Here is a 23882-nt window from a genome sequence, read left to right as displayed (position 1 = left end):
TGCAAATACTATATTGAACTTTTAGTCTGAAGTTTTTTCCTATTCATGTTACGATAAAAGGGATGAATCTATAAAAAGGGGAAAGAAAATGGAAAAAAAACAGACACTAAAAGAACGAAACTATACTCCTATCATTATTACTTTGACGATTGTCATCAACGTAATTGTCACCATTTTATTTTTCTTACCAAAACAGGATCGTGATATTCCGTTTGACTTGACAATTTTACCTAGACTTAACGCAGTTTTTAACTCATTTACATTTATTTTTCTAGTTGCGGCATTATTTTTTATATTACGTAAAAACATCCATATGCACCGTAACTTTATTTTTGCAGCATTTACTACGACCACATTGTTTCTCGTCACCTATTTAACCTACCATTATTTAGCGCCTAGCACGACGTATGGTGGTGACGGATTTTTAAAATCATTTTATTACTTTATTTTGATTTCACATATTTCCCTTGCGCCAATTGTCGTTGCCCTAGCACTGTTTTCGCTCACTTGGGGACTTACAGGAAACATTTCAAAGCATCGAAAAATTGCGCGTTGGACAATGCCTATTTGGCTCTATGTGAGCTTATCTGGTGTACTCGTTTTTATATTAATCTCTCCGTATTATTAACAGAAAAAAAAGGCTACCATCCTATTGCAGGGTTAGTAGCCTTTTAGCTCTTCTTTATTTGTTCTTTACAACTATTTATAAACCGATGTGGAGAAGATTTTACCGTATAAGAATATACACTATGATTCGTATGTAGAAACAATATCCCTCCAGCAACACCAATTTTTCGATAAGATAGATCTAATACGTCAGTAAGGGAAAATTCACGATGTTCCGTAACGATTTTATCTGAAAACAAATACATCGTTCTTTCGTGTTCAATCTCCATTTTCTTAACACTGCTCACTTCTCGGATAATTTTGATATAAGGTTGCTCTGCAATAATAGACATTTATTCTAGCCTCTTTTCAAATAAATGTATTTTTGACCATCCCCTAATGAAGATCTTTTATTACATCATTACGATACCATGAAGGTAGGAAAACATTCAATTGAAAATTATACGATCATGTAATGAAAAAAGAGATAGTTATGTATACTTAGCTATTATTAACTTCGTGCAATTAAAAGTTTATGAATTGTATAAAATTTACGTTACATTGTTTTCCTGCCATAAAAAGAAAAATATGCTAATCTAGTATTACAACAATTATAAATGGGTTGATACAATGGATAATGAACACAAATTGGAATTAATTAGAAATCGAATTATTGAACAGGTTGCAGAAAACATGAAGTATTATGGTTACGCGAAAACAATTGGGTTAGTAATTGCTATCATTTATTACGAAGGAAAGCCGATGAACTTGGATGAATTAGCCGAAACTACAGGAATGAGTAAAACAAGAATGAGCCAAGTGTTAAGGGAGATGGAACAATTAAACATTGCAGAAAAAATTTTTATAAAGGGATCTAGAAAAGATACATATATTGCAGAAAAAGATTTATACGAAACTTTTCTAACTTTATTAACACAAAATTGGCAAGATTTAGTTCATCGAAATCGGAAGGTAGATGAAAGACTTATACGTGATTTAAAAGAAATCATAAACGATGAACATGCAACGGAAGAAGAGCTTCAAAAGGCTAAAGACTACTACAACGATTCATTAAAATCCCTTCAATATTTTGATTGGATTGAGCGGTTAGTTCACTTTTTTGAATCGAAAGAAGTATTTAAACATGTTCCAATACAAGATGAGAATGAGTAATGATTTTTAGTCTGGGACAAAAGTGATTTTTCTTCAAGAAAAATCTAAACAATGATAGCGGTAGCTACAGATAACCCGCTCCAGAAATATACTTCGCGCATCCTAAAGCGGCTGGTGAGCCTCCCGACGTACGTACAATGTTTATTTTTGCACCAAGTAATCGCAAGTGCAAATCTTTACAGTGGGACGAGCATTTAGCGCAGTCCCAAAGGTCTCCGATGAGACGAGTTTTATCGCAGTCCCAAAAGCTTTTGGTGGGACAAACGAAGGACTGACGGTTGTCATCGACCTCGTACTAAAGCGTCTTTAGGGGGCGCACTGATGCCTTTCCTTCTGCGACGCACAATGTTTATTGTGACGAGTAATCGCAGTCGCAAATGTTTTCGCCGGGACGAACGAAGGGTAGTCCCTGGACATGCTAAAGTCGGCTAGAAATGGTCACATGGAAGTGATCGTTTCTAGCCGACTAAGCGTTTTCTATACTCAGGATTGCATCGTTTTAATTATGTTCAAACCTCTTCTTTTATTGTTGCTGTTCATCTTACAAAAACGATTAATTTTCATTTGCATCGATAATAAATTCATCTGTATCAATTACTTCACGATTTCTAAAGATGAAAATTTGAATCGGTGTTGAAAAACCAATCGTAATAATGGCAATAACGATATGTAGTGTTGGATTATCCGAATATTTTTTCGCGATAAAGTAAAATGCATACAAATACATCGCAAATGGAATTAAGGAAATGAATGCAATAAAATAACCTAAAATGAACGATAATACGACTGCGATTCCATAAAGTAACGTAAATTTCCCACGAAGTCCTGGGTGCACGTTACGCTCTACTAATAATGTCACTAAAAACTGACTAACAATCGGGATCCATGCAAGCCACGCGATATCGCCCTTTCCTTCTCGTTTTGCCATTTTAAACAACCCGATAGCTTGAAAAATAAACAAGATAAGTCCTACAAACAGTAAAACGACAAAAAATGCCAAAAACGCAAAAATAAGCCCTAATAGAAAATCATCCTCCATCATTTTCCTACCTCCTTCCTATTTATTTACTATGTAGTTCAATCCAATAATAGCACCCTTTTTATAATAATTCTAATCATTCACTTTGATTTCACATACTCTTTACACACAACAATGCTTTAAATCTACGATGCGGGTTAAGTTCGCGACGTCCTTGTCGCAATACCCACACTAGCACGTCCTGTGCGTCGGAGGCTGAAGCCGTGCCCGCGGAAAGCGACTGTCCGAAGCGCAAATCAACGTTGCTGTAACTAGGTTTGTAGATGAAAATTAATCTAAGTTACTGCACAGTTCATGGAAATAATGAAAAGTTCAATACGAGAGTGGGCAGTTCCAGCGAATAATGTAGAGTTCTATACGGGAATGCGCAGTTCATGCGAATAATACAGAGTTTAATACAAGAATGCGCAGTTCCAACGAATAATGCAGAGTTCAATACGAGAATGCGCAGTTCCAGCAAATAATGCAGAGTTCTATACAAGAATGCACTGTTCTAGCGAATAATATAGAGCTCAATACGAGAATGCGCAGTTCCAACGAATAATGCAGAGTTCAATACGAGAATGCGCAGTTCCAGCAAATAATGCAGAGTTCTATACAAGAATGCGCAGTTCCAGCGAATAATGCAGAGTTCTATACAAGAATGAGCAGTTCCAGCGAATAATGCAGAGTTCTATACCAGAATGAGCAGTTCCAGCGAATAATGCAGAGTTCTATACAAGAATGCGCAGTTCCAGCGAATAATGCAGGGTTCTATACAACAATGCGCAGTTCCAGCGAATAATGCAGAGTTCTATACAAGAATGCGCAGTTCCAGCGAATAATGCAGAGTTCTATACAACAATGCGCAGTTCCAGCGAATAATGCAGGGTTCTATACAACAATGCGCAGTTCCAGCGAATAATGTAGAGTTCAATACGAGAATGCTCAGTTCCAGCAAATAATGCAGAGTTCTATACAAGAATGCGCAGTTCCAGCGAATAATGCAGGGTTCTATACAACAATGCGCAGTTCCAGCGAATAATGCAGGGTTCTATACAACAATGCGCAGTTCCAGCGAATAATGGGTTCTATACAAGAATGCGCAGTTCCAGCGAATAATGCAGGGTTCAATACACGAATTCGCAGTTTATTTCTTATATGTAACAACAAATCTTTTTAGTAGGAGAAGTATTGGAAATCGGTTAAATTATATTATGGTTGTCAAAGATATAATTAGAAGCACCCGAACCTTACCCAAGCGAACTGTTTGCACTCATTTTATTGGTACGAAAGTTGAGAATAATGATTATGTCATTAGAGATATTTTTTTATTAATAGCGATAGTAAATATAAAATAACTCCAATTCCTGCAAAAGCAATTGTTGGAATACTGACTGACCTTCCAAACTCGGGCATCAAGTAAATAACAAGCATAAACAATCCAATCGATAGTGTACATACTAGCCACATCTGAATAAACTCTATCCACTTATTTTTCTGTTTATCTGGTTTAAATGCGGTGGACTTTAACCATTTTAAAGCTCCTAAAATAAAAAGATAAAGAATGTTTAAATCAATTAAAACAATCGCAATGCCAGAGCCAAGATGAAATGTGCTTAGACCAGTTCCAAACTGAAAAAAATAATGGAATCCAAATCCAACGATACCATTAAGAAAACTTACTATAGCTAAAAATAGCAAACTAATGTATCCTGCAAATTTTATTTGCTCTTTTCTTGTTTCACTAGGAATTTCCGCAATTAATTCCTGGCAATATGCTTTCGGATTTTTACCAAATACCTCTTCTGCAATTTTTCCTTCTTTCTGAGCCTCTAGTAAATGCTCGAGTAACTCTAGTAATATTTCTTCCGTGTGCTGCTCTGATTTAGAAGAACTTAAGCGAATATACAACATCATCTCCTCGTAATATGCTAAATTAGGTTCATTCAGTTGTTCTCTTTTTACATTGTTTAATTGAATCATGTCTTTCACCTTCATCTCGCCTTACCTCCTTTAATAATTCGGTCGACTGGACTTTTGATCGCCTCCCAATGATCTTGAAATTCTTCTAGCGCCTTAAGCCCCTCTTCTGTCAAATAATAATATTTTCGACGTGGTCCAGTTTCTGATTTCCTCATTTCACCTTCCACTAAATTTTCTTTTTGTAATCGTAGTAAAATCGGATAAATCGATCCTTCACTAATATTCGTTAGTCCAAATGCTTGTAATTTGAGGGAAAGTTCATAGCCATATGTTGCTTCTCGTTTAATCATGGATAAAATACATCCCTCTAATATTCCTTTTAATAACTGACTTCTTATCGACATTCTTCCACCTACCTTGTATAACAAGATACTTTTTCAAAAAAAGATGCTACCTTGTTATACAAAGTAGACTTACACTAAGTATATTTACTATTTTTATAAATGTCAATGTTTCTTTTTTCAACTTCATGGTACCCTAATGTAAAAGGGAGGTATTTTTCATGTATGAACCAATTGATCAATCGTTTTTTGAAAAAGACACATTGGAACTTGCTCAACAATTACTTGGTCACTATATCGTTCACGAACAACAAACTGGATTACTCGTTGGGCGTATCGTTGAAACCGAGGCATATCAAGGTCCCGAAGATAGGGCAGCTCATAGTTTCAGAAACCGAAGAACAAAGCGCACGGAAATTATGTTCCAAAAGCCAGGATATGCTTACACATATCAAATGCATACACATACATTACTCAATGTTGTTGCAGGATCTATCGAAACTCCCCACGCCGTATTGATTAGAGCAATTGAGCCTGTACTAGGGATGGAACAAATGCGATTAAATCGTGGAGCACATGTAAAAGAAGTTAACTTAACGAATGGTCCTGGCAAATTAACAAAGGCACTGGGGATCACGATGCAATATTATGGTCATCATTTACTCGATCGTCCGCTCTTTATTTCACAAGGGGAAGGTAGGAAAGAAATAGCTGTTAGTCCCAGGGTTGGTATTGGAAATACTGGTGATGCAGTTCATTACCCATGGCGCTTTTATGAAAAAGATAATCCATTCGTGTCAAAATATCGATTGTAATAAACGGAGATTCATGATGACAACTGCATGTAAAAGCCCAAGCAACTAATCTGCAAAAGATCCATCAATCATGTAAATAAGTAAATTTCATACATGTTCAATTCAGCGACCATCTCTAGAGTGGAAACTAGTCACTAATCCGTTGTTCGGATTTTTTAACTGAAATATTGAATGATGAAATTGATTCAAATAATAAAAAAGCAAAAACCTTCCACATTTTATCATGAAAGGCTTTTAAACAAACTTTTATTGGATGTCTCGCTAAACATTTATAACTTTTTATTTGAAGTAACTTTATTTTTCGCTTGGTAAATAACGATTTTTTAAACGAGTCGATAACATTTCTAACAAAATTGCTACGAGTAAAATGGCATAAGTGATAAAGCCAACCTCGCGCAAATCGAAATAAAACCCGGATGCCATGAATAGTTCAAAACCAATTCCACCAGCTCCAGCTGCAGCACCCATTGCGACTGCAACACCGAAATTAATTTCAAACCGCAAAAATGTCCAAGACATAATATAGGTCGATGTAGATGGAACGATTCCATGTTTGACAATATGCCACCAACTCGATCCAGTGGCACGTAATGATTCAATAATACCTGGACTGACTTCCTCAAACGCCTCAGAATATGCTTTTACTAAATATGCAATGGAATGGAACAACATCCCAACAACTGCCGCTTCACTACCAAGACCTGCAGATATGGCAAAAATAAGTACCCATAATACTGTAGGTACTGCACGTATAAAGGCAACAATCACGCGAACAGTGCGTGAAATCCATTCCTTTGATAAATTTGTCGCAGCGAGCAATGCTAAGAAAAAAGCGATTAATGCTCCTAGAATGGTCGATAAAACAGCCAAGCCTAATGTAATGGTTACTTGAAAAATTGCTTCACCAAAACCAAAATGACTTAATTTGGGCATAAAAAACATTACTTTTAAATTATGAGCTGTTTCTACTATCGCTTTTTTAAATTGAAAGCCAGTAAAATCGAAAAAGAAAAAAGCTGCAATCGTTAAAACGACAAACGAAAGAACCGTCAGTTGAATCACCTTTTCAGACTTTTCACCTGATTTTAAACTGATTTTTCCTGTTCTCGTTCGTTTCATATGTGTAGCAAGATCATATTGCATTATATAATCACCTTTCGAATGTAGTTTGACATCAACTCAATTAATATAACCGTAATAACGATGGTGAAAGTGATTAATGCGACCGTATTATAATCCATTGATTTATAATATAAATCAAATGAATAACCGATCCCGGTACCTGTTAGTATTCCAACGAGTGTAGCACTTCTAATATTTGTCTCAATCATAAACAACGTCCAACTAATAATTTGAGGTAAACTTTGTGGTATAACGGCTTTACTTATAATTTGAAAATATGTTGCCCCTGTTGCGGTCAATGCTTCAACGGAACTTTGATCTGCCTCATCAATCGACTCGATAAAGGCTCTCGTTAAAAACCCAACTGAACCGATAAATAAAGCTAAAAAACCAGTAAGTGAATTTTGACCGAACGAAATTAATAAAATTAGTGCCCAAGCTACGATGGGAATGTTTCTTGAAAATGATGCAATCACACGAGCAATGACACTAAAAACATTGTTTACTTTCGTCGTTTTCGATCCCATGACACCGAGAAAAAGGGATAAAGCAGCTGCGGTAGTTGATGCTGCGATCGCCATAAAGATCGTTTCGTTTAATTTTGTAAGGATCGTTGGTAACTTTTTAAAGCTTTCTTCTGTAATCATTAAATTGGAGAAAATCCACGTAAATGCAGATGGAAAAGTTGTCATGCTATGAATAAAATTAAATTTAGTGATAGATGAAGATATGAATGTGACGACAATAATAACGGTAAAAAATAATGTTGTTTGCCATTTTTTTTGACGAAACTTTTTTTCACTCACTTCGATTACCCCTTATACTGTTATTAATTCACGTGTTTCCATTCCATAAACATGATTCATTCGCTCTTCTGTTAGTTGCAAATGCGATCCGTCAAACACGACAGCGCCTTTATTAAGAGCAATAATCCGGTCGGAGTATTCGCGAGCAACATCTACCTGGTGTAAATTAACGATACAAGTAATATTCATGTCCCTCGTAATTTGCTTTAAATAAGTCATAATTACTTTTGATGCATTCGGATCGAGAGATGCAATTGGTTCATCACATAAAATTAATTTAGGATTCTGAATTAACGCGCGCGCAATTCCAACCCGTTGCTGCTGTCCACCACTTAATTGGTCACAGCGTTTATATGCATGCTCTACAATGCCTAACGTATCAAGAAGAGAAAAAGCATTCTCTTTTTCAACTTCAGTAAACATGCTTAGGAGTCCTTGAATAGTAGATTTATAACCTAAACGTCCATGGAGCACATTTTCAATCACTGTTAATCGCGGAACTAAATTATAATGTTGAAATACCATACCAATATCCGTACGCAATTTCCGTAGTTCTCTTTTTTTATAATGGGTCGTATCTTTCCCATCAAAAATAATTTTCCCGTCATCAAAATTGACCATTCGGTTAATACATCTTAATAACGTTGATTTTCCCGCCCCGGATGGGCCGATAACTGAAACTAAATCTCCGCTTTCAATTTCGAAATTAATATCTTTCAACACGTTCGTTTTGCTATCATACGATTTATTGAGATGTTTAATTTCTAATAAAGACATTTTCTAGGCTCCTTTTTTAATGATTAGAGTATGCAACAAGTGCACACTCTAATGATTTAATACATATTCACTAGATCTGGTTAGAATCTACTAAACAACTAAGTTGCATATCATCCTACCGTTGTCTTCCGCGAAAGGTGACAGTGCTTTTTAGCGGGCACGACTTCAGCCTCCGACGCACAGGACGTGCTAGTGCGGGTGTTGCGACAGTGCTTTCCGGTGGGGCGAGCATTTAGCGGAGTCCCATGGACGTCGCGTACTTAACCCGCCTCGGAAGAAAATCACTTCCTGCGGGGTCTTCAGATTCGTGCTTTTCCCGCAGGAGTCAGTCACTTTCGCTCCAGACAATTAGAGTAGTTCATTTCAATGGGATTGATGTGCAAAAGGTTTATTGGTAAAACAGTCAAGCCCTTTACACTTCTATCACGTTCGGTATTGCTCCAATTTATCTTGGTAATACCCTTCATAAACATGTTCTAGTTATTTTTATCTTAGCATTGCTATCGTACGGCTCCCTAAAAATCACCTTGCACTTTATAACGATAAAAACGAGTAAAAACTATTGATTTAGATGGAATTTCTGTTTATTAAGTAGACTCAACCAATCTTACTTGTTAGACAACTCACGGATTGGGTTAAACCAATCATCCTCTACAGGAACAAACCTCTCTTGATCTGATTTAGAAAATAACCCTTTTTCCTCTGAATCCTCAGGAACGAAAATTCCTTCATTGTTTGCTGTATCATCAGAGGCAAGTGCTTCTTGTACTTTCTTAAAATCTTCTTCTCCAATCACTTCTAAATTAGCTGCAATCGGTGCGTTTAATACTGGTGTCACGCTCATTAGGATGAACTCTTCTCCTTCAACTGTATTAAATGGCTCAGCCGCTCCTTCTATCACACGGTAAACAGCGCCTGCTGTGTTTTCTTCCCCTTCCGCTACTTCCACATAGTTTTCAACACAACCATCACAAAATGCTGCAACATCAGCATTGCCATTGATTAAATTTACAGCCGATCCTTGGTGGGAATTACCAAATAAAACTTGAGAAAAAAGAGATCCACCTTCCATTAAATCTTCAGGAGTTAAATCTGAATAATCCGAGCTATCTGCAAAATAGTCAATAATAGTGGAAGAAGGTACGACAAACCCTGAAGTAGAACTATTTGAAACAAATGACATTCTTTTATCTTCTAACGTATCAAGTGAAAATTCTCCATCTATTTTAAAATCATCTTGTGCATCTACATCCACTGCTAGCCAGCTGTAGTAAATGGCATCATCTAATGTACCCGATGCTCCTGATTGGACTACTACAGGCTCAATGGAGTCATTACCATTTTTAGCTTCAATATAGCCAACTGCACCCATAAAAGCTAAAGCAGCATTATTATTCACTAACGTTTCAATGGCAATCGCATAATCCGTCGTTAATTGATGTTCGACTGTTTTTCCTGTTGCCTCTTCAATAATTGCTCCTATTTCGTCTCTTGAAGCTTTCAAATCGTTTCCAGACTCATTTGGATACCAAACGATATTAATCACATCATCAGAATTACTACTACCAGAATCCGAACCTGAAGCATCTGTCTTTTCTTCGGCTCCACCTTCACCACATGCAGCTAAAATGACTAAAAAAATGGTTAGTACAAGAAGAAAAATCGATTTGTTTTTCATTAATGTAAACGCTCCTTCATCATTTTAAATTTATGAACAAATTTACTAATTCCATAGCTCGTATTATTCGATGAGCATCCCCCCCTTAAATGAACAAACAACAGCTTCAGAGAATTTTTCTAGGTGGCTGGGACAAAAGTGTTTTCACCAAAGAAAAATCCCAATGGTAGCTACATATAACCCGCTCTGGAAATATACTTCGCTCATTTTATGCATTGTTCGTCTTTAGATTGCCGTTTTAGTTTTGTCTCAGCCTCCTAGAGCAAAGCGTTGCAAACGTACAAAGCAATTAAATTTTATCGCTTAATAACTCAGGACTTCTTATTTCCCCTACCTCAATGTCTTTCCCATATAACCCGTGAAAATCAGATCCACCCGTCATGATCAAATTGTATTTAATTGCTAATTCCTCTGTATGTTTTAAATCATGCATTGTATGGTCATGGTGGTTTCGTTCAATGCCTCTTAGACCGTGCTGAACTAGTTGTGGAACAAAGTCAAACGAATCTAGTTGACCAGGATGCGCCAGTACTGCAAGACCACCGTCCGCGACAATTGCCTCCACTGCCTCAATGGCACAGACATACGTAATATCTCCAGCTGCCACACCATTTCCTTTAAAAAGGGATCTGTATAACTGTTGGTAGGAAGATGAGCTATACGGTGCGCCAATTAATGCACGCATAATATGTTGTTTATAGATGACTTCGCTATATGCCGCATAGGACAAAACTTCATCTAGATCAATGTCATGTGCAGCATCTTTAATTTGCTCAATTTGTTTTAACGAATGTTCATGCCTTCTTTTTAAAATGATTTCACACAAATCTTGAATGTTTTGGGCTCTTCCATCGTACCCATATCCTAAAATATGGACTTTCCGATTTCGTTTAAAATCATAAGCTGATATTTCAATGCCGGGGATAATGGCAATATTGTATTTTTCGCTCAAAAGTTTTGCTTGTACACGATTTGTCACACAATCATGGTCAACAAAACTAATTTCTGTTACTCCTTTTCTTTTAGCCCTTAAAACAACGTCTTCCATTGAATGAAATCCATCAGAATAGTAACTGTGAACATGAAGATCAGCCGCCATCTCATACACGATCCTTTACGAATGTATTCGTTTGTTGGGCTTCCATTTCAAAAACTTTATCACAAAGTCCTTCCATAAATGCTAAGTCATGAAAAATTCCGACTAAAGTTGTTCCTTGTCGCTTTAACTTTTCAATGATTTGTCGCACTTTTTCTTTAGAGATCGCATCTAAACTTGCTGTCGGTTCATCTAGTAATAGTAATCTTGGTTTCTTTACCGTTGCAATGGAAATATTAAGCCGTAATTTTTCTCCGCCTGAGAAAGTATTCGGGTATGCATCCCATAATGCCTCATCAAGATCAAAATGACGTAATGTCTCCTCAGCACGATCTTTTGCTAATTCAATTGGGTAATCGACTTCCAGTAATGCATTTTCGACGAGCTGGCGTGAGGTAATTCGGGGCATCACATTTAAAAACTGGGACACATAGCCAATCTCATGTTTTCGTAAATAAATGATTTGCCTTGCGGTTGCTTTTGCTAAATCTAAACAACCAAAACGGGCTGATTCGTACAAGATTTCTCCCTCTTCAGGTAAATAGGTTCGATAAATACTTTTTAAGATCGTCGATTTTCCACTACCACTTTTTCCAACAATCCCGATAAATTCGCCTTTATGTAACGAAAAATGAATATTTTTTACTGCTTGCATCTTTTTTTGTAAATGGTGAATCTGAAAAGACTTACTCAACTGTTTCACTTGTAAAATAGCCACTTTTTTAGCTCCTTTACTTTTAAATACGATAATTCGTTTCCGTGATAATGACACCATCCACCATCGTTGTTGTCAGCATCGGATATCCATCATTCATTTTTTCAATAATGAGTAGATCTGCTTTTTTTCCTTCTTTGATCGAACCAATTTCGTGATCCATTTTAACTGCTTTTGCAGGATTGATTGTCACCATTTGAAACATATCGTGCAAATCATAGCCATATTTCTCATGGAGATGGAATACTGCATGTAATAAGGCAACTGGATAATAGTCACTACATAAAATATCTGCACAACCTTGTTCAATTGCTTCAATTGCCGATAAGTTTCCCGAATGAGATTTACCTAATAATACATTTGGTGCACCGACAATCGTATATAAACCTAACTTTTTCGCTTCTCTAGCCACCTCAAGCGTAATTGGAAATTCACTTATTGTCGTACCAAACGATCGAACTAAATGAAGTTTTTCAATATTATCATCATCATGAGATGCAACAGCTATCTGTTTTTCAGTAGCTAGTTTTGTTATCCTTTGAATATCTTTAAAAGAAATCGTTTCAGCCGTTTGTTTTTCAAGAATGATCGTTTGCACTTCATCGTATGTAGCTCCACGATAGCCTCGTAAGTTTTCATAGTATTTTTGTAAATTTCGGTATTGTCCTTGGCCTGGTGTATGATCCATAAAAGATAATAAATGCACTTTATTTTGTTCAATATTGTCAATTAATTGATCGACTCCAAATGTATGATCGATTTCAAAACGAGCATGTAGTCGGTGACGAATTAAATGAAGTTCATCACTCGTTTCATGAATCATTTCGACCATTTGTTGGACATTTTCCGGGGTACGCATCGGGTTTTGGGTAAACACATCTTCCTTATGAAGGGACAAAGAATGAAACATCGTCGTTATCCCGTTGTTAACAAGAATTTTCTCTGCTTCTCGTAAGCTAATATTAAAATCCATCATACTCGTTGGGCGAGGTGATGCGATCGTTTCAATATAATCGGAATGAATATCGATAAACCCTGGGGTCACATAACCACCTTGGGCATTAATCAATTTTGCTTCTGGGTATTCTTTCATTTGGGTAGCCGGGATAATAGAATGAATATAGCTTCCTTCCGTTACGATCGCCTGATCATCTACTATTCCTTCTTCCGTTACAATGAGACCATTATGGATAATGTACATCGTGCGAAACCTCCTGTATGACAGTTAAATTAATGAATAAACTAATTGCTGGGTATATAGATGTTGCGGGTCTTCTAATATTTGATCTGTTAATCCTTCTTCAATTACTTCACCGTCTAACATCACTAATGTTCGATCAGCGAGCATTCGAATGACAGCTAAATCATGGGAGACGACGATCATACTAACCCCGTATTCCATTTGGATATTTTTAATTAAATCTAAAACATTTGCTTGTACAGATAAATCAAGTCCTGTCGTTATTTCATCCAAAAATAAAATCGGTGGATTATTCGATAATGCTTTCGCTATTTGTACTCGCTGTTGCATACCACCTGAGAAATGAAGTGGCTTTTCTTTGGAACGAAATACTGGAATTTCTACTTCCCTGAGTAGCATATTGCCGATGCTTTCCATTTTGGCGACGTTTCGGTCTCCAGCTGCGATTAGTTTTTCGCCAATATTACTAATGGCTGAATAGTGCATTTTCAATCCATGGATCGGATTTTGATAGACCATGCCAAATTTTTTATGACGGATAAGTCTTTTTTGCTGTGCAGATAAATGGAATAAATTTTTCTCTTTCAGCCCAGGATGATCAAAATACATGATCCCTGATGAAGGTTCAACGTCAAAATATAAACATTGCATTAAAGTTGATTTCCCGCTACCACTTTCACCAACAATACCGAGAATTTCTCCAGTATATAAATCAAATGAAACGTTGCGACATGCATAGACCGTTCGACATGTAGAGCAATAATTTTTAATTAGTTTAGTAGAACAGTAGGACATGCATTTTTGACAGCCGGCACCATATTTTTTTGTTACATTTTTCACTTGTAGAAGCGGTTGTTCAAACATACTCTCCCACCTCTTCTGTCGTTTCGTTGTTTAATCGTTCCAGACAATAACTTGTATCATTACACTGGTATTCCGTTTCTTTCGTTGTTTCATTCACTAGTTCATCTAAAAAAACATCTTCCGCACCACATAAGCGACATGTTTTCCCCTTAAAATTTTCGACTAAAAATGCATAATCATCAAAAGCAAGCGATCTTACACTCGTGTATGGCGGTACTGCGTAAATTTTCTTTTCCCGTCCAGCACCAAGTAAAATTAATGCTTCTGATTGATGCAGTTTTTCATTATCAAAACGGGGAATTGGACTTGGTGCCATGACATAACGGTCATTAACGATAACTGGATGGTTTGCATTAGTCGTTGTCCTTCCAAACATCATAATTTGTTCGAATAATTGCAGCCATGCACCACTATAATCTTCTTCCGCGTGCAACGTTTTCGTTTTATGTTCGCTTTTTTCTATACTTCGTAAAGGTTCTGGCTCTGGTACTTGCAGCACAATAACTTGCTCCTTCGTTAATGGGACTTCTGGGATACGGTGACGTGACTGAATAATCGTTGCTGCACTCGTTTGATCTGTACATCCCACTCCAGTTGTTGATTGAACGAGTTTTTTGATACTAACTGCATTCACTGATTCATCAGAGCCTTGATCAATTACTTTTAGTACATCCTTTTTTCCAATTAATGATAAAGTGATTTGTAATCCTCCGGTACCCCACCCTCGGCCAATCGGTACTTCCCGTGAAGCAAAAGGGACTTGATACCCAGGTATAGCGACTGCTTTTAAAGTCGCTCTTCTTATTTCCTTTTTTGCTCCTTCATCAAAGTAGGCAAAATGTTTAGTTAGCTTCATCACTGGCTTTCTCCTTTTTCACATTTCGTATCGCATCTAGCTTAGATTGAAACGTCACATAATGTGGTAATTTTAAATGCGAAATGAACCCTGTTGATTCAACAGTATCAATATGTAGTAGCACATACTCTTCGTCATGGGTTGGAAAAGCTACTTCCGGATGTTCCAAACATTGGTCTAAAATGCTCATTGCAATTGCTTTCGTTTCATTTTTGCCAAAACATGCCCCATACCCGATTTCGAATTGTAATTCATCGACCCCGTCTTTATCTTTAGCTGTAATAGGCACGAACGACTCAACTTCCGTAAGATTAATTTCGCCAATATAATATTGATCCTCTATATCAGTTGATGTTTCTGTCGGTACATGAACATGGATTGGCACTTTCCCATAACGAACTTCGCCAACAGTAGGGTGTATCGCACCGTATCCCCGCAAAGATGCATAACCTAAAGACGTCACTGCCCCTGTTTGCCCACGAGTTAATATTTGCAAACGGGCACTTCTTTCAATTGGAAACTGAATATTTTCTTTCGTAATATCTATTGGATTTTTATTATTTAGTTCATATGTCGGAAATAGCCCTTCCGCTCGTAAGTAACTAACTACTTTCGGATAATGAATGAGTTGTTTTTCATTCTCTATTACTGGTAAAGCTTCTTTAAATGTATTCAACCATTTTTCATTTTCAATGAATGATTCATCGACTAAATCAAAATCAAGTAAACGGTGTTTATAATCTGTCGTTGCTCCTAAAACTTGCCCACCAGGAATATCTTTAAAACTAGCAGATATGCGGCGTTCCATGAACATATCCTTCGTATCGATTACTTCACTATGATAAAGTCTAGGCATTGTAGATCGATGTGCACGCAAAAGAAATACCGCTTCTTCCATACTTCCTTCTGCTTGCTTAATGGCTAGTGCCGCTAAAAATGGAGAATATAAACTACTTTCAGACATGACTTGATCTACTAGACTACGCATCGTGGTCATGATTGTTTCAACCTCAATTATTTTTCCAGCTTTTATTCGCTCATAGTTTAAAAGATTGAGCGAAGCTTCTATCGCTTTGGTTCCACCTTTTACAGCTACATATGCCATTATTTGATCCCCACTCTTTCAACCATTGTCGTTCTAGGTATGCATGTAATTTCATTTCGATTATTTGTAAAAACACAATCTATTCCTAGTGGAAATTCTTTATTCCGTTCCTCTCGAAGATCCCAAAAAATGTTGGGTACTTGAAGTTGTATCGTTGCTTCTGTCTTTATTCCTGGCCCCGATAAGGTTAACTCATCTCTAGAAAATCGATCTGCTTCGAAAATCCAAGTCGCTGATAAATGTGGATCTCTTAATGTACCAACTTTACATTTTTTTAACGCATGTTCCATCTTAGCTTGATCGCCGTTAGCAAGGACAATAATAAAGTCCGCCTCTTTGGCAGGTACATGGTTTGCTAATGTATAAGCAGTAATTTTAGTCGAAATATTAATTGAATCTTCAGATATAAGATGATAAGTAACATCTTGATCTAATAGGGTCAACAGTAAAGATGATGTTGAAAGATAACAGTTAAATGATTGTATGAATCGATTTTCTCCATCTGTTAAGGTAGTAATGTCACCCGGTCGAGACATCGAGTCCAATAATTTACGGTATACATGTTGAGTAAAATGTACTTGCTCTAAAGTCATCATATCCTCCAAATAACGAGTTATTTACACTTCCATCGTGTCGAAATTTACCTTTGTATCCAAAAATAATGCTTGTTTTTTTACTTTCGTTTCATTTATTTTTTCTTGCGCGATGTGTAATGGTTCTTTCCAATTGACTGTTTCAGGGAGATTTGCTTCATATGCAGCATCAATGATCGCTAGATGTTTCGCTAGCTCATTTTTCATGCCGACTACTATACCAATACCGATATGACTTTCAATTTCTATTTTGCATTCTGTCACGAGAACTTCACCAATATAAAACAAACTATTTTGTGCAGATTCCCTCATTTTCATCATCGTCAGGCCGTAATGTGGTGCAATAATTTCAAAACAATCGTATCGATCCGTAATTTCAGCTGCAAACTGTGCTGCTAAACAAGAATCATATTGAATGAGAATTTCCGTCCTTTCTTTCCGCCTCAACATCCATCACTCTCCTTACCATTTACAATACTTTACAATTATTGAATTAAAGTAAATTCAAGATGAAATACATGTAAAAAACTCCCTCAACGAAAGGAAGCTTTACATAATCATGCGTATTTATGAAATAGTGTATATCAAATAAGATAAACACCTCAAACAGACGTTGCTTTATAAGTTGTCCCTCCTAATGTTAATGATCTTGCTAAGTTGCAATGGCTTCTTATGCTCTATACAATCATTAAACATATCCATATGCTTTTTAAGTTTTAACCTAACGATTTCATTCTAAAGACCAAATTTACCTTCCATAGTTACTCTCTTTTAAATTAATAATAAAATCGTACGAATGGAAAGGGGGCAGATTTGGTTATAGATAAATACTGTCTTTTTGTTAGGTGGATGGTGGACACATTCTATTTTAATTTCGGTAGAAATAACGATGGAAAAAATAAAGGAAGAAATGTCCTATTCCTATTATCTGCTGGTACAAAAACAAAAAAAAGATGTACTACTATATCGAATCAATGGACACCCATTTTATATTTGTGAAGGGCTAGGACAAACTAGGATAAATATTCGAATTGGAAGTAGGTCGGAATCACCTTCCTTCATTTGTATGTTTATTATGAAATGCAAGGAAAAAATGAGACAGTCAGAGTAATTTGTTTAAATTGAGGAGGTACTACGCATTAAAAAAACAGCTAGCAACTAGATTAGTGCTATCTGTTTTATATGTGCAAGCATCAGAAATTATTAGTCTATTCCTTCTCCTTTTTTTCAAGTACTTCTTTTAGCAATTTACGGAGTTTCCTTTCCACTGACCATTGTTCCATATTTTTCGTTTTACAAATGACACGAATAACGACTTCAGCTGAATCAACCGCCTGTACACCAACAACATCAGGTCCTTCTAAGATGGTTCCTTCACTAGCTGCTAATTTATTACATGCATCTTGCATCACTTTCATTGCTTCATCAATGTCATTTTCGTAAGGTATCGAAATATCAACAAGTGCACGCATATTTCCTCTAGAGTGGTTACTAACACTTGCAATTTCACGATTCGGAATAAAGTAGAGTGTTCCATCAAATCCTCTTAATTGGGTTGTTCTTAATCCGACATCCTCAATAATGCCATCATAGGTTGCGACAGTCACATAATCGCCAACATCTATCTGCTTTTCTAATAAAATAAAAAATCCAGTCACTACATCACTAACTAGACCTTGGGCTCCAAATCCAATAGCAAGCCCTACAATCCCAGCTCCAGCAATGAGCATTTTAATATCAACACCGAATAAATCGAATAAAATACCAACAAATATAAATAATAAGGAATAAGCCAAAATATTATTGGAGATTGATTGAAGTGTTTTTCTCCTCCCTGGCGAAAGCTGATCATTGGTATTTTTCCGATCAAACGCTTTGACAATTGCCTTTTTTCCAATCGCTTTGACCACTAAATAAATAAAAAATAAAACAATTACCTTCACTATAATGATTCCCCAGTTAACAAATAACTGATACCAGTTAATTTGGTCGATCCATTCTACCATCTACATCACCTCTGTACAATTTTTGATGAATAATGAAACAATACAAACACTTTACCCTTTTTTGTCCTCTTTAAAAACAAAAATACCTTTCTAGTAGAAATTATGATACACTACTTTTGTCTTATGTACTTTGACACTATCTTTTTTTCGTCTATTTTGTTTTGATTAGTATAGTATAGTAGGAGATTTTGTGCATGAATGAAAAGGAGTTACCCAAAAAAATGAAAAAAATGTTTGTAAGTATGTTTGCTTTTATAATGATTTTATCAGGTTGTAGCTATTTTTTAAAAGAAGACCCCTTATTTTCAACTGGCTTTTATGCAGAAGAATATTACAATGAAGGAAATTATCATGAGGCTTTAGAGCATGTGAATAAACGATTAAAAAGGTATCCGAAAGATCCATACTTATTAAATGAAAAAGGGTTAATTTATATCGAACTTAAAGAGTATGAAAAAGCTCTTGACGTATTAGATCAAGCATTACAATTCGATGAAAAAATCGATAGTATATATAATAATAAATCCGTTGCATACAATGAACTTGGTAGATTTGAAGAAGCAATTGATCAAGCGAAAAAAGCAATCGATTTAAAACCTGATGCTCCTGAAGAATTTATTAATATGGGAAATGCTCTACTTAATTTAGATCGTTATGAGGAATCTTTGACTTATTTTGAACTTGCGCTTGATCTCGAACCCGAAGAGCCAATCAGCTTTTATGGTCAAGGTGCATCCCTTTATTTTCTTAACGAATACGACGAAGCGAAAGAATCTTTTACAAAGTATTTAGAGAAGGTACCGGATGACATTGACGCTTTTTGGTATTTCGTTCATATTCATGAAGAGCTTGAAGAGTATGAGTCAGCCATCGAATACTTGGATCAAATTATTGCATCATCCGAAGGAGAAGATTATGATGCACTAAATTACAAAGGAGTATTTCTCTCTTATATAGACGAAATGGCAGAATCGCTAGAAGTGTATGAGCATCTAGCTGAGCAATATCCAGATGATGGATATATATTTTACGGAAAAGCGATCGCTCTAATTAATCTAGATAAAACAAAAGAAGGGTTAAATGTATTGGAACAAGCGATTGATTTAGAACCTTCTATTATAGATTGGGCATATGAAGATCCACTATTAGAAAAAGTATCTAACCATAAGCGATTTGTTGAAATGATGGAATTGGATTAATTAATCATTTGCTATCTATCCGTTCAAAGGGGCTGGGACATAACTAAAACGACCAAATCTAAAGACGAACAATGTATTACCTTAGCGGAGGAAATATACGTAGACTCCTGGTCGGCTAAAAGCGGTCACCTCCTGGGACTGCACTTCGTTCGTCCCATCGAAAACATTGTGTGTCGGAGGCTCACCAGCCGCCCGCGGTAAAGGAGACACTGTGAAAACAAGCGATAGCGCAGGTTGAACAGATGTCGCTTTTATGCCCTGTGGTAAAAGCGTAGTATATTTCCAGAGCGGGTTATATGCAGCTACAATTGTTCGGGTTTTTCTTTGTTGAAAACACTTTTGCCCCGGCCTCTACTTTCTTTTATTTTCGTAAAAAATGATCGCTTTATTTCTAGTAATTTCATTTCGGTTTGATATAATATGTAAGCATGGGATATTTTTTGTTTACGTTCGGAGGCTTACGATGGCAAAATTATTTTTCTATTATTCAACAATGGCAGCAGGAAAAAGTATGGAAATTATTAAAGTGGCATATAATTACGAAGTACAAGGAAAAAAAGTGGTTGCAATCACTTCCAAATTAGATAACCGATACGAATCAGGGAAGATCTGGAGTCGAGCAGGTTTTGAAATGGATGCGTACACATTTGATGTTCATACCGATATGAAAGATCTTGTCCTATCAATGGAGACGAGACCAACTTCTGTCTTAATTGATGAGGCACAATTTTTAAATAAAAAACAAGTAATCGAACTTACTGATCTAGCAGATGACTATCATATAACCGTTATGTGTTACGGACTAAAAAATGATTCCTTTAACAATCTATTTGAAGGATCTGAAAGTTTGCTTATTTACGCAGATAATATTAAGGAATTAAAGACGGAATGCTGGTTTTGTCACAAAAAAGCGACGATGGTGCTACGTTTTGATGAGGAAGGCTATCCTGTCTATGAAGGAGCACAAATTGAAATTGGTGGCAATGAAAAATATTTACCCGTCTGTCGAACATGTTATAAGTCTGTGGAACATATTAATCAAAATAACGCCTAGACAAAGTCTCGGCGTTATTATTTTGATTAGATGGTTTTTCTGAATTATTCAATATAAATGGCAACTGTTTCACCGTCATCGGATTCGATGTCGACAATTTTTCCTTCCATTTCTTGATCGATTGCATGCATAATGAGATCAACATCAATATCTTTTACATATTCCTTTGCTTCTGGAATATTTGCTGCGATTCCATGACCCATTTTAAGAAGAAATCGGACAAATCGAACCGGAATATTTACTCTTACATTTTCTTGTGTATCTGATTTCACGCGAATTTTTAACATTTTTCCTAAATAACTTCCACTGGAAGATGCTGGTGATGAATCCTCCTTTAATGCTTGAATTAATTCCCCTGCCTCCTCCGAATCAATTTTCCCCTCTTGAACCATCACAATAATTTTTGCAATTTCATCCTTCATATTGATCATCCTTTCTTATTTTTTAGTAATTCAATTGCTTCTTGAGTAGAAATTTCATCATTTTCCAACATGTTGATTACTTGTGATTTACTTACACTTGTTTCATCTTCTGTTTGTTTATCATGTCCCAGTATCGCAATAATTTCATTTAACTTGCCCCGAACAGTCGGATAAGAAATACCAAGAGCCTTTTCCACTTCCTTGATATTTCCTCTGCTGACAAGAAACACTTCCACAAAATTCATCTGCTCTAATGTAAGAGATGTAAATTTTGATAACGTAAAATCATTTTCGATTGATGTTTGACAATGTGAACACGCTAATTTTTTTACATGTAATGTATGATGACAAACTGGGCAAGCATGTAAAACTGGATATGACATGGTAAATCCCCTCTTTCTAAATAAAGTATATAACAAAATATAAATATAATCAATAGTATAATCATTATAATTAATTTATTTTCATTAAAAAGTAAATATATTTAATTAACAAATTAATTTATTTAATCAAAAATGTCAAAGAAAGTTGTATCTTAACCAACTTATGTAACTTTTTCATTCTTTCTCCCTTTATCTCTATGTATGTTCTTAGGGGAAGAACGAAAAACCCCTTATGATAGGGGCCTACTAATTTAAAAAAATTAACGTACTATTATGTTCTTTCCTTTTGCCAACGCTTGTTTTAATTCTTTTTTACTCGGTTGTTGATAACGAAACAGATTAGAGTTTGCTTTGATAAACAGAATTTTATGACAAAAACGAACTCCAATGTAAATAAAGAAAATACCGAGCAACAACCATATAAACGCCGTAATATACTCTGCAAATGGATTATTTTTTACGTAAAAGTGGTAAAATGAATACCCATTGCTCGGCAGAAAAAGCAGTATAACACCTAAAAAATGTAATAATTTACTTTCCATTTCACGCTTTACATCCGAAAAACGACGATAATAATAATAAATAAAATAAATAATAAATCCTACATACAAAAGACTGGAGATAATGAGAAACGCATAAGATGTCGCTCCAGCATCAGCATAAGCAATTTTCTGCGCAACGATAAAGTGACAATATAAACCTACTAAACCATTTGCGGCAATAAAATAAATAGTCTCCATTTGAACAGAGTAAAAATTCCGGAAAAGAATCGCCAAACCCCATATATTAAGTATGGCAATCGGAATAATTACCGCTAAAAAATAACTTTTTACAAACGTATTTCCAACAACAGGTAATACACAAAATACATTCAGCCAAATGAAAGTTAAAGAAATAATCCATGTTTTCACTTCACTTACATTAATAGTACTTATATGTGTCCAGACAAAATGTGGTATATACTTCCTTGTAATTGATTGATCTATTTTTAACATGATTTCCTCCGTAACTCTTAAAAAAGACATTTGCTTGCATAATCCTCATGATTGGACTACTTTTTAACTCAGGAATTTGATGATGAAAATATCCCGATAAATAATGCTGGGCATCATCGATCCGTACGCGGAATGAATGATGACGGATAAAGAACCCATCTAATATTAATTGTCGATTTTTCATATACATAGCAACCTCTGGATAGAAAAAACCAACTCTTTGATATTCGGCGCGATGATCGGTCGTATTTCTAATAATGATCCGTCTATATATTGTAATAAATCTTCTCTTTGTTTTCATCTGTACTATTCTCCTTGCCAAAGCTTGGACGATGTTTTTATCTAGTAAAGCCTTTTAAACGAGAAAAATATACAACTTAATAGCTTTCATAAAAATTCTACAAACGAGTGATTGTTGGAACTTATCAAATAATTAGAACTAAGCCTAATAATAATCTTCAGCGGATTTAATTTTACATACTCTTATCATCAAATTTGCATTCCTTTTACAATGATAATTTAAAATGAGAAGTGTAAGAAGAAAAAGAAGGAGAGAAGTAAATGGAGCGAATAAAGAAGTCGTTTTACGAAATGGAATGTCAATTGTTCCGCAACGTTAATCAATATTTTGACAGAAAATACTGGAACACTTTCTTTCGTACCATAACACATTGTGGTGGAGCAACATTTACTATATCAACATTGTTACTCATGATGGTATTTGGAACGCAAGCCGTTCAACTTACAGCTTTTGCTGGTGCAATTTCTTTAGCAGTAAGTCATATTCCTGTGGCGGCTCTAAAAAAAATGTACCCACGAAGAAGACCTTATTTAGTACTTGAAAAAATTAATGTGACAGATAACCCTTTAAAAGATCACTCTTTTCCATCTGGTCATACAACAGCAATTTTTTCAGTCATCGTCCCATTTGGACTCTTTATGCCGGCATTCATGATCGTTTTAATGCCACTCGGTTTTACTGTTGGAATATCCCGTATGTATCTTGGTCTACATTATCCATCTGATGTCTTAGCAGGAATAGTATTAGGAAGTTCAATGGGTTTATTCTCCTTTTTAATGATGAAACAGTTTTTTCCGTATGTTTTCTCGTAAGTTTGGTTTAATGAAATC

26 protein-coding genes and 1 pseudogene are annotated in these 23882 nt (G+C 35.8%); 6 read left to right on the top strand and 21 right to left on the bottom strand.

The window, feature by feature from the left end; genetic code table 11:
* Positions 1-88 precede the first annotated feature (88 nt).
* Positions 89-628 (top strand): DUF420 domain-containing protein, encoded by a 540-nt coding sequence (locus tag DFR56_RS01015; RefSeq protein WP_110393565.1) that lies wholly within the window; start codon positions 89-91, stop codon positions 626-628.
* A gap of 43 nt (positions 629-671) precedes the next feature.
* Here the strand turns inward: DFR56_RS01015 and DFR56_RS01010 are convergent, their stop codons facing one another.
* On the bottom strand, positions 672-959 hold the full coding sequence (locus tag DFR56_RS01010; protein WP_110393564.1) for a hypothetical protein: 288 nt from the start codon (positions 957-959) through the stop codon (positions 672-674).
* Between the two features lie 277 nt (positions 960-1236).
* Between DFR56_RS01010 and DFR56_RS01005 the strand changes: the two genes are divergently transcribed.
* A complete protein-coding gene (locus DFR56_RS01005; RefSeq protein ID WP_110393563.1) occupies positions 1237-1779 on the top strand; it encodes a GbsR/MarR family transcriptional regulator in 543 nt (180 codons plus the stop codon).
* A gap of 553 nt (positions 1780-2332) precedes the next feature.
* Here the strand turns inward: DFR56_RS01005 and DFR56_RS01000 are convergent.
* The 3 genes from DFR56_RS01000 to DFR56_RS00990 all read right to left on the bottom strand — a co-directional run bounded on the left by DFR56_RS01000 (position 2333) and on the right by DFR56_RS00990 (position 5127).
* Entirely contained in the window at positions 2333-2821 is a 489-nt protein-coding gene (locus tag DFR56_RS01000) for a hypothetical protein (protein WP_110393562.1), read from the bottom strand.
* A gap of 1293 nt (positions 2822-4114) precedes the next feature.
* The gene (locus tag DFR56_RS00995) at positions 4115-4798 is read right to left on the bottom strand and encodes a DUF1129 family protein (protein WP_110393561.1); all 684 of its coding nucleotides are present in this window, start codon (positions 4796-4798) and stop codon (positions 4115-4117) included.
* Entirely contained in the window at positions 4795-5127 is a 333-nt protein-coding gene (locus tag DFR56_RS00990; RefSeq protein ID WP_110393560.1) for a PadR family transcriptional regulator, read from the bottom strand. The genes DFR56_RS00995 and DFR56_RS00990 overlap by 4 nt, the downstream gene beginning before the upstream one ends.
* Before the next feature lie 158 nt (positions 5128-5285).
* On the opposite strand from DFR56_RS00990, the gene DFR56_RS00985 reads away from it, so the two are divergent.
* Positions 5286-5879, top strand: a complete 594-nt coding sequence (locus DFR56_RS00985) for a DNA-3-methyladenine glycosylase (protein ID WP_110393559.1) — start codon at positions 5286-5288, stop codon at positions 5877-5879.
* A gap of 294 nt (positions 5880-6173) precedes the next feature.
* On the opposite strand, the gene DFR56_RS00980 is transcribed toward DFR56_RS00985, so the two are convergent.
* The 13 genes from DFR56_RS00980 to DFR56_RS00915 all read right to left on the bottom strand — a co-directional run bounded on the left by DFR56_RS00980 (position 6174) and on the right by DFR56_RS00915 (position 18698).
* Positions 6174-7022, bottom strand: coding sequence for an ABC transporter permease subunit (locus DFR56_RS00980; protein WP_110393558.1), 849 nt, complete (start codon positions 7020-7022; stop codon positions 6174-6176).
* Complete coding sequence (phnE, locus tag DFR56_RS00975; RefSeq protein WP_110393557.1) at positions 7022-7807, bottom strand: phosphonate ABC transporter, permease protein PhnE; 786 nt, start codon at positions 7805-7807, stop codon at positions 7022-7024. The genes DFR56_RS00980 and phnE overlap by 1 nt, the downstream gene beginning before the upstream one ends.
* Positions 7808-7819: 12 nt before the next feature.
* Positions 7820-8584 carry a phosphonate ABC transporter ATP-binding protein gene (gene phnC, locus DFR56_RS00970; RefSeq protein ID WP_110393556.1) on the bottom strand — a complete coding sequence of 255 codons (765 nt, stop codon included), beginning with the start codon at positions 8582-8584 and terminating at the stop codon, positions 7820-7822.
* 607 nt (positions 8585-9191) lie between these two features.
* On the bottom strand, positions 9192-10262 hold the full coding sequence (locus tag DFR56_RS00965; RefSeq protein ID WP_110393555.1) for a PhnD/SsuA/transferrin family substrate-binding protein: 1071 nt from the start codon (positions 10260-10262) through the stop codon (positions 9192-9194).
* Positions 10263-10551: 289 nt separating this feature from the next.
* Positions 10552-11361 carry a PHP domain-containing protein gene (locus DFR56_RS00960; protein ID WP_110393554.1) on the bottom strand — a complete coding sequence of 270 codons (810 nt, stop codon included), beginning with the start codon at positions 11359-11361 and terminating at the stop codon, positions 10552-10554.
* 1 nt (position 11362) lies between these two features.
* A complete protein-coding gene (locus DFR56_RS00955) occupies positions 11363-12076 on the bottom strand; it encodes a phosphonate C-P lyase system protein PhnL (protein ID WP_110393937.1) in 714 nt (237 codons plus the stop codon).
* A gap of 19 nt (positions 12077-12095) precedes the next feature.
* The gene (phnM, locus tag DFR56_RS00950) at positions 12096-13274 is read right to left on the bottom strand and encodes a phosphonate metabolism protein PhnM (protein ID WP_110393553.1); all 1179 of its coding nucleotides are present in this window, start codon (positions 13272-13274) and stop codon (positions 12096-12098) included.
* A gap of 24 nt (positions 13275-13298) precedes the next feature.
* Complete coding sequence (locus DFR56_RS00945; RefSeq protein ID WP_110393552.1) at positions 13299-14138, bottom strand: ATP-binding cassette domain-containing protein; 840 nt, start codon at positions 14136-14138, stop codon at positions 13299-13301.
* On the bottom strand, positions 14131-14994 hold the full coding sequence (locus tag DFR56_RS00940) for an alpha-D-ribose 1-methylphosphonate 5-phosphate C-P-lyase PhnJ (RefSeq protein WP_110393551.1): 864 nt from the start codon (positions 14992-14994) through the stop codon (positions 14131-14133). The genes DFR56_RS00945 and DFR56_RS00940 overlap by 8 nt, the downstream gene beginning before the upstream one ends.
* Positions 14981-16099, bottom strand: a complete 1119-nt coding sequence (locus DFR56_RS00935; protein ID WP_110393550.1) for a carbon-phosphorus lyase complex subunit PhnI — start codon at positions 16097-16099, stop codon at positions 14981-14983. The genes DFR56_RS00940 and DFR56_RS00935 overlap by 14 nt, the downstream gene beginning before the upstream one ends.
* Complete coding sequence (gene phnH / locus DFR56_RS00930) at positions 16099-16692, bottom strand: phosphonate C-P lyase system protein PhnH (RefSeq protein WP_158525451.1); 594 nt, start codon at positions 16690-16692, stop codon at positions 16099-16101. Before phnH ends, DFR56_RS00935 begins: the two co-directional genes overlap by 1 nt.
* A 24-nt stretch (positions 16693-16716) precedes the next feature.
* On the bottom strand, positions 16717-17142 hold the full coding sequence (phnG, locus tag DFR56_RS00925; RefSeq protein ID WP_342353133.1) for a phosphonate C-P lyase system protein PhnG: 426 nt from the start codon (positions 17140-17142) through the stop codon (positions 16717-16719).
* A gap of 758 nt (positions 17143-17900) precedes the next feature.
* Positions 17901-18698 (bottom strand): mechanosensitive ion channel family protein, encoded by a 798-nt coding sequence (locus tag DFR56_RS00915; protein WP_110393547.1) that lies wholly within the window; start codon positions 18696-18698, stop codon positions 17901-17903.
* A 194-nt stretch (positions 18699-18892) separates the two neighbouring features.
* On the opposite strand from DFR56_RS00915, the gene DFR56_RS00910 reads away from it, so the two are divergent.
* Both DFR56_RS00910 and DFR56_RS00905 read left to right on the top strand, forming a co-directional pair.
* Entirely contained in the window at positions 18893-19897 is a 1005-nt protein-coding gene (locus DFR56_RS00910) for a tetratricopeptide repeat protein (protein ID WP_110393546.1), read from the top strand.
* Between the two features lie 463 nt (positions 19898-20360).
* A complete protein-coding gene (locus tag DFR56_RS00905; RefSeq protein WP_110393545.1) occupies positions 20361-20951 on the top strand; it encodes a thymidine kinase in 591 nt (196 codons plus the stop codon).
* A 44-nt stretch (positions 20952-20995) separates the two neighbouring features.
* On the opposite strand, the gene DFR56_RS00900 is transcribed toward DFR56_RS00905, so the two are convergent.
* The 4 genes and pseudogenes from DFR56_RS00900 to DFR56_RS23350 all read right to left on the bottom strand — a co-directional run.
* A complete protein-coding gene (locus DFR56_RS00900; protein WP_110393544.1) occupies positions 20996-21373 on the bottom strand; it encodes an SHOCT-like domain-containing protein in 378 nt (125 codons plus the stop codon).
* A 5-nt stretch (positions 21374-21378) separates the two neighbouring features.
* Positions 21379-21756 carry a DUF2089 domain-containing protein gene (locus tag DFR56_RS00895; RefSeq protein ID WP_110393543.1) on the bottom strand — a complete coding sequence of 126 codons (378 nt, stop codon included), beginning with the start codon at positions 21754-21756 and terminating at the stop codon, positions 21379-21381.
* A gap of 260 nt (positions 21757-22016) precedes the next feature.
* Positions 22017-22751 carry a hypothetical protein gene (locus tag DFR56_RS00890; protein WP_110393542.1) on the bottom strand — a complete coding sequence of 245 codons (735 nt, stop codon included), beginning with the start codon at positions 22749-22751 and terminating at the stop codon, positions 22017-22019.
* Between the two features lie 73 nt (positions 22752-22824).
* A pseudogene (locus tag DFR56_RS23350) lies at positions 22825-23001 on the bottom strand (poly(glycerol-phosphate) alpha-glucosyltransferase); the annotation flags it as partial.
* Positions 23002-23312: 311 nt separating this feature from the next.
* Between DFR56_RS23350 and DFR56_RS00880 the strand changes: the two are divergent.
* Positions 23313-23864, top strand: coding sequence for a phosphatase PAP2 family protein (locus DFR56_RS00880; protein WP_207520012.1), 552 nt, complete (start codon positions 23313-23315; stop codon positions 23862-23864).
* Positions 23865-23882: the final 18 nt, after the last annotated feature.

Source organism: Pseudogracilibacillus auburnensis, assembly GCF_003201975.1.
Classification (GTDB): Bacteria; Bacillota; Bacilli; order Bacillales; family Amphibacillaceae; genus Pseudogracilibacillus; species Pseudogracilibacillus auburnensis.
Note: the sequence above shows the minus strand (reverse complement) of the source record. Positions and strands in the feature narration are given on the sequence as shown.

Coding starts and splice junctions, on each gene's coding strand:
- DFR56_RS01015 (WP_110393565.1), top strand. CDS start 89: ATGGAAAAAAAACAGACACTAAAAGAACGAAACTATACTCCTATCATT.
- DFR56_RS01010 (WP_110393564.1), bottom strand. CDS start 959: ATGTCTATTATTGCAGAGCAACCTTATATCAAAATTATCCGAGAAGTG.
- DFR56_RS01005 (WP_110393563.1), top strand. CDS start 1,237: ATGGATAATGAACACAAATTGGAATTAATTAGAAATCGAATTATTGAA.
- DFR56_RS01000 (WP_110393562.1), bottom strand. CDS start 2,821: ATGATGGAGGATGATTTTCTATTAGGGCTTATTTTTGCGTTTTTGGCA.
- DFR56_RS00995 (WP_110393561.1), bottom strand. CDS start 4,798: ATGAAGGTGAAAGACATGATTCAATTAAACAATGTAAAAAGAGAACAA.
- DFR56_RS00990 (WP_110393560.1), bottom strand. CDS start 5,127: ATGTCGATAAGAAGTCAGTTATTAAAAGGAATATTAGAGGGATGTATT.
- DFR56_RS00985 (WP_110393559.1), top strand. CDS start 5,286: ATGTATGAACCAATTGATCAATCGTTTTTTGAAAAAGACACATTGGAA.
- DFR56_RS00980 (WP_110393558.1), bottom strand. CDS start 7,022: ATGCAATATGATCTTGCTACACATATGAAACGAACGAGAACAGGAAAA.
- phnC (WP_110393556.1), bottom strand. CDS start 8,584: ATGTCTTTATTAGAAATTAAACATCTCAATAAATCGTATGATAGCAAA.
- DFR56_RS00965 (WP_110393555.1), bottom strand. CDS start 10,262: ATGAAAAACAAATCGATTTTTCTTCTTGTACTAACCATTTTTTTAGTC.
- DFR56_RS00960 (WP_110393554.1), bottom strand. CDS start 11,361: ATGGCGGCTGATCTTCATGTTCACAGTTACTATTCTGATGGATTTCAT.
- phnM (WP_110393553.1), bottom strand. CDS start 13,274: ATGTACATTATCCATAATGGTCTCATTGTAACGGAAGAAGGAATAGTA.
- DFR56_RS00945 (WP_110393552.1), bottom strand. CDS start 14,138: ATGTTTGAACAACCGCTTCTACAAGTGAAAAATGTAACAAAAAAATAT.
- DFR56_RS00940 (WP_110393551.1), bottom strand. CDS start 14,994: ATGAAGCTAACTAAACATTTTGCCTACTTTGATGAAGGAGCAAAAAAG.
- DFR56_RS00935 (WP_110393550.1), bottom strand. CDS start 16,099: ATGGCATATGTAGCTGTAAAAGGTGGAACCAAAGCGATAGAAGCTTCG.
- phnH (WP_158525451.1), bottom strand. CDS start 16,692: ATGACTTTAGAGCAAGTACATTTTACTCAACATGTATACCGTAAATTA.
- phnG (WP_342353133.1), bottom strand. CDS start 17,142: ATGTTGAGGCGGAAAGAAAGGACGGAAATTCTCATTCAATATGATTCT.
- DFR56_RS00915 (WP_110393547.1), bottom strand. CDS start 18,698: ATGGTAGAATGGATCGACCAAATTAACTGGTATCAGTTATTTGTTAAC.
- DFR56_RS00910 (WP_110393546.1), top strand. CDS start 18,893: ATGAATGAAAAGGAGTTACCCAAAAAAATGAAAAAAATGTTTGTAAGT.
- DFR56_RS00905 (WP_110393545.1), top strand. CDS start 20,361: ATGGCAAAATTATTTTTCTATTATTCAACAATGGCAGCAGGAAAAAGT.
- DFR56_RS00900 (WP_110393544.1), bottom strand. CDS start 21,373: ATGAAGGATGAAATTGCAAAAATTATTGTGATGGTTCAAGAGGGGAAA.
- DFR56_RS00895 (WP_110393543.1), bottom strand. CDS start 21,756: ATGTCATATCCAGTTTTACATGCTTGCCCAGTTTGTCATCATACATTA.
- DFR56_RS00890 (WP_110393542.1), bottom strand. CDS start 22,751: ATGTTAAAAATAGATCAATCAATTACAAGGAAGTATATACCACATTTT.
- DFR56_RS00880 (WP_207520012.1), top strand. CDS start 23,313: ATGGAGCGAATAAAGAAGTCGTTTTACGAAATGGAATGTCAATTGTTC.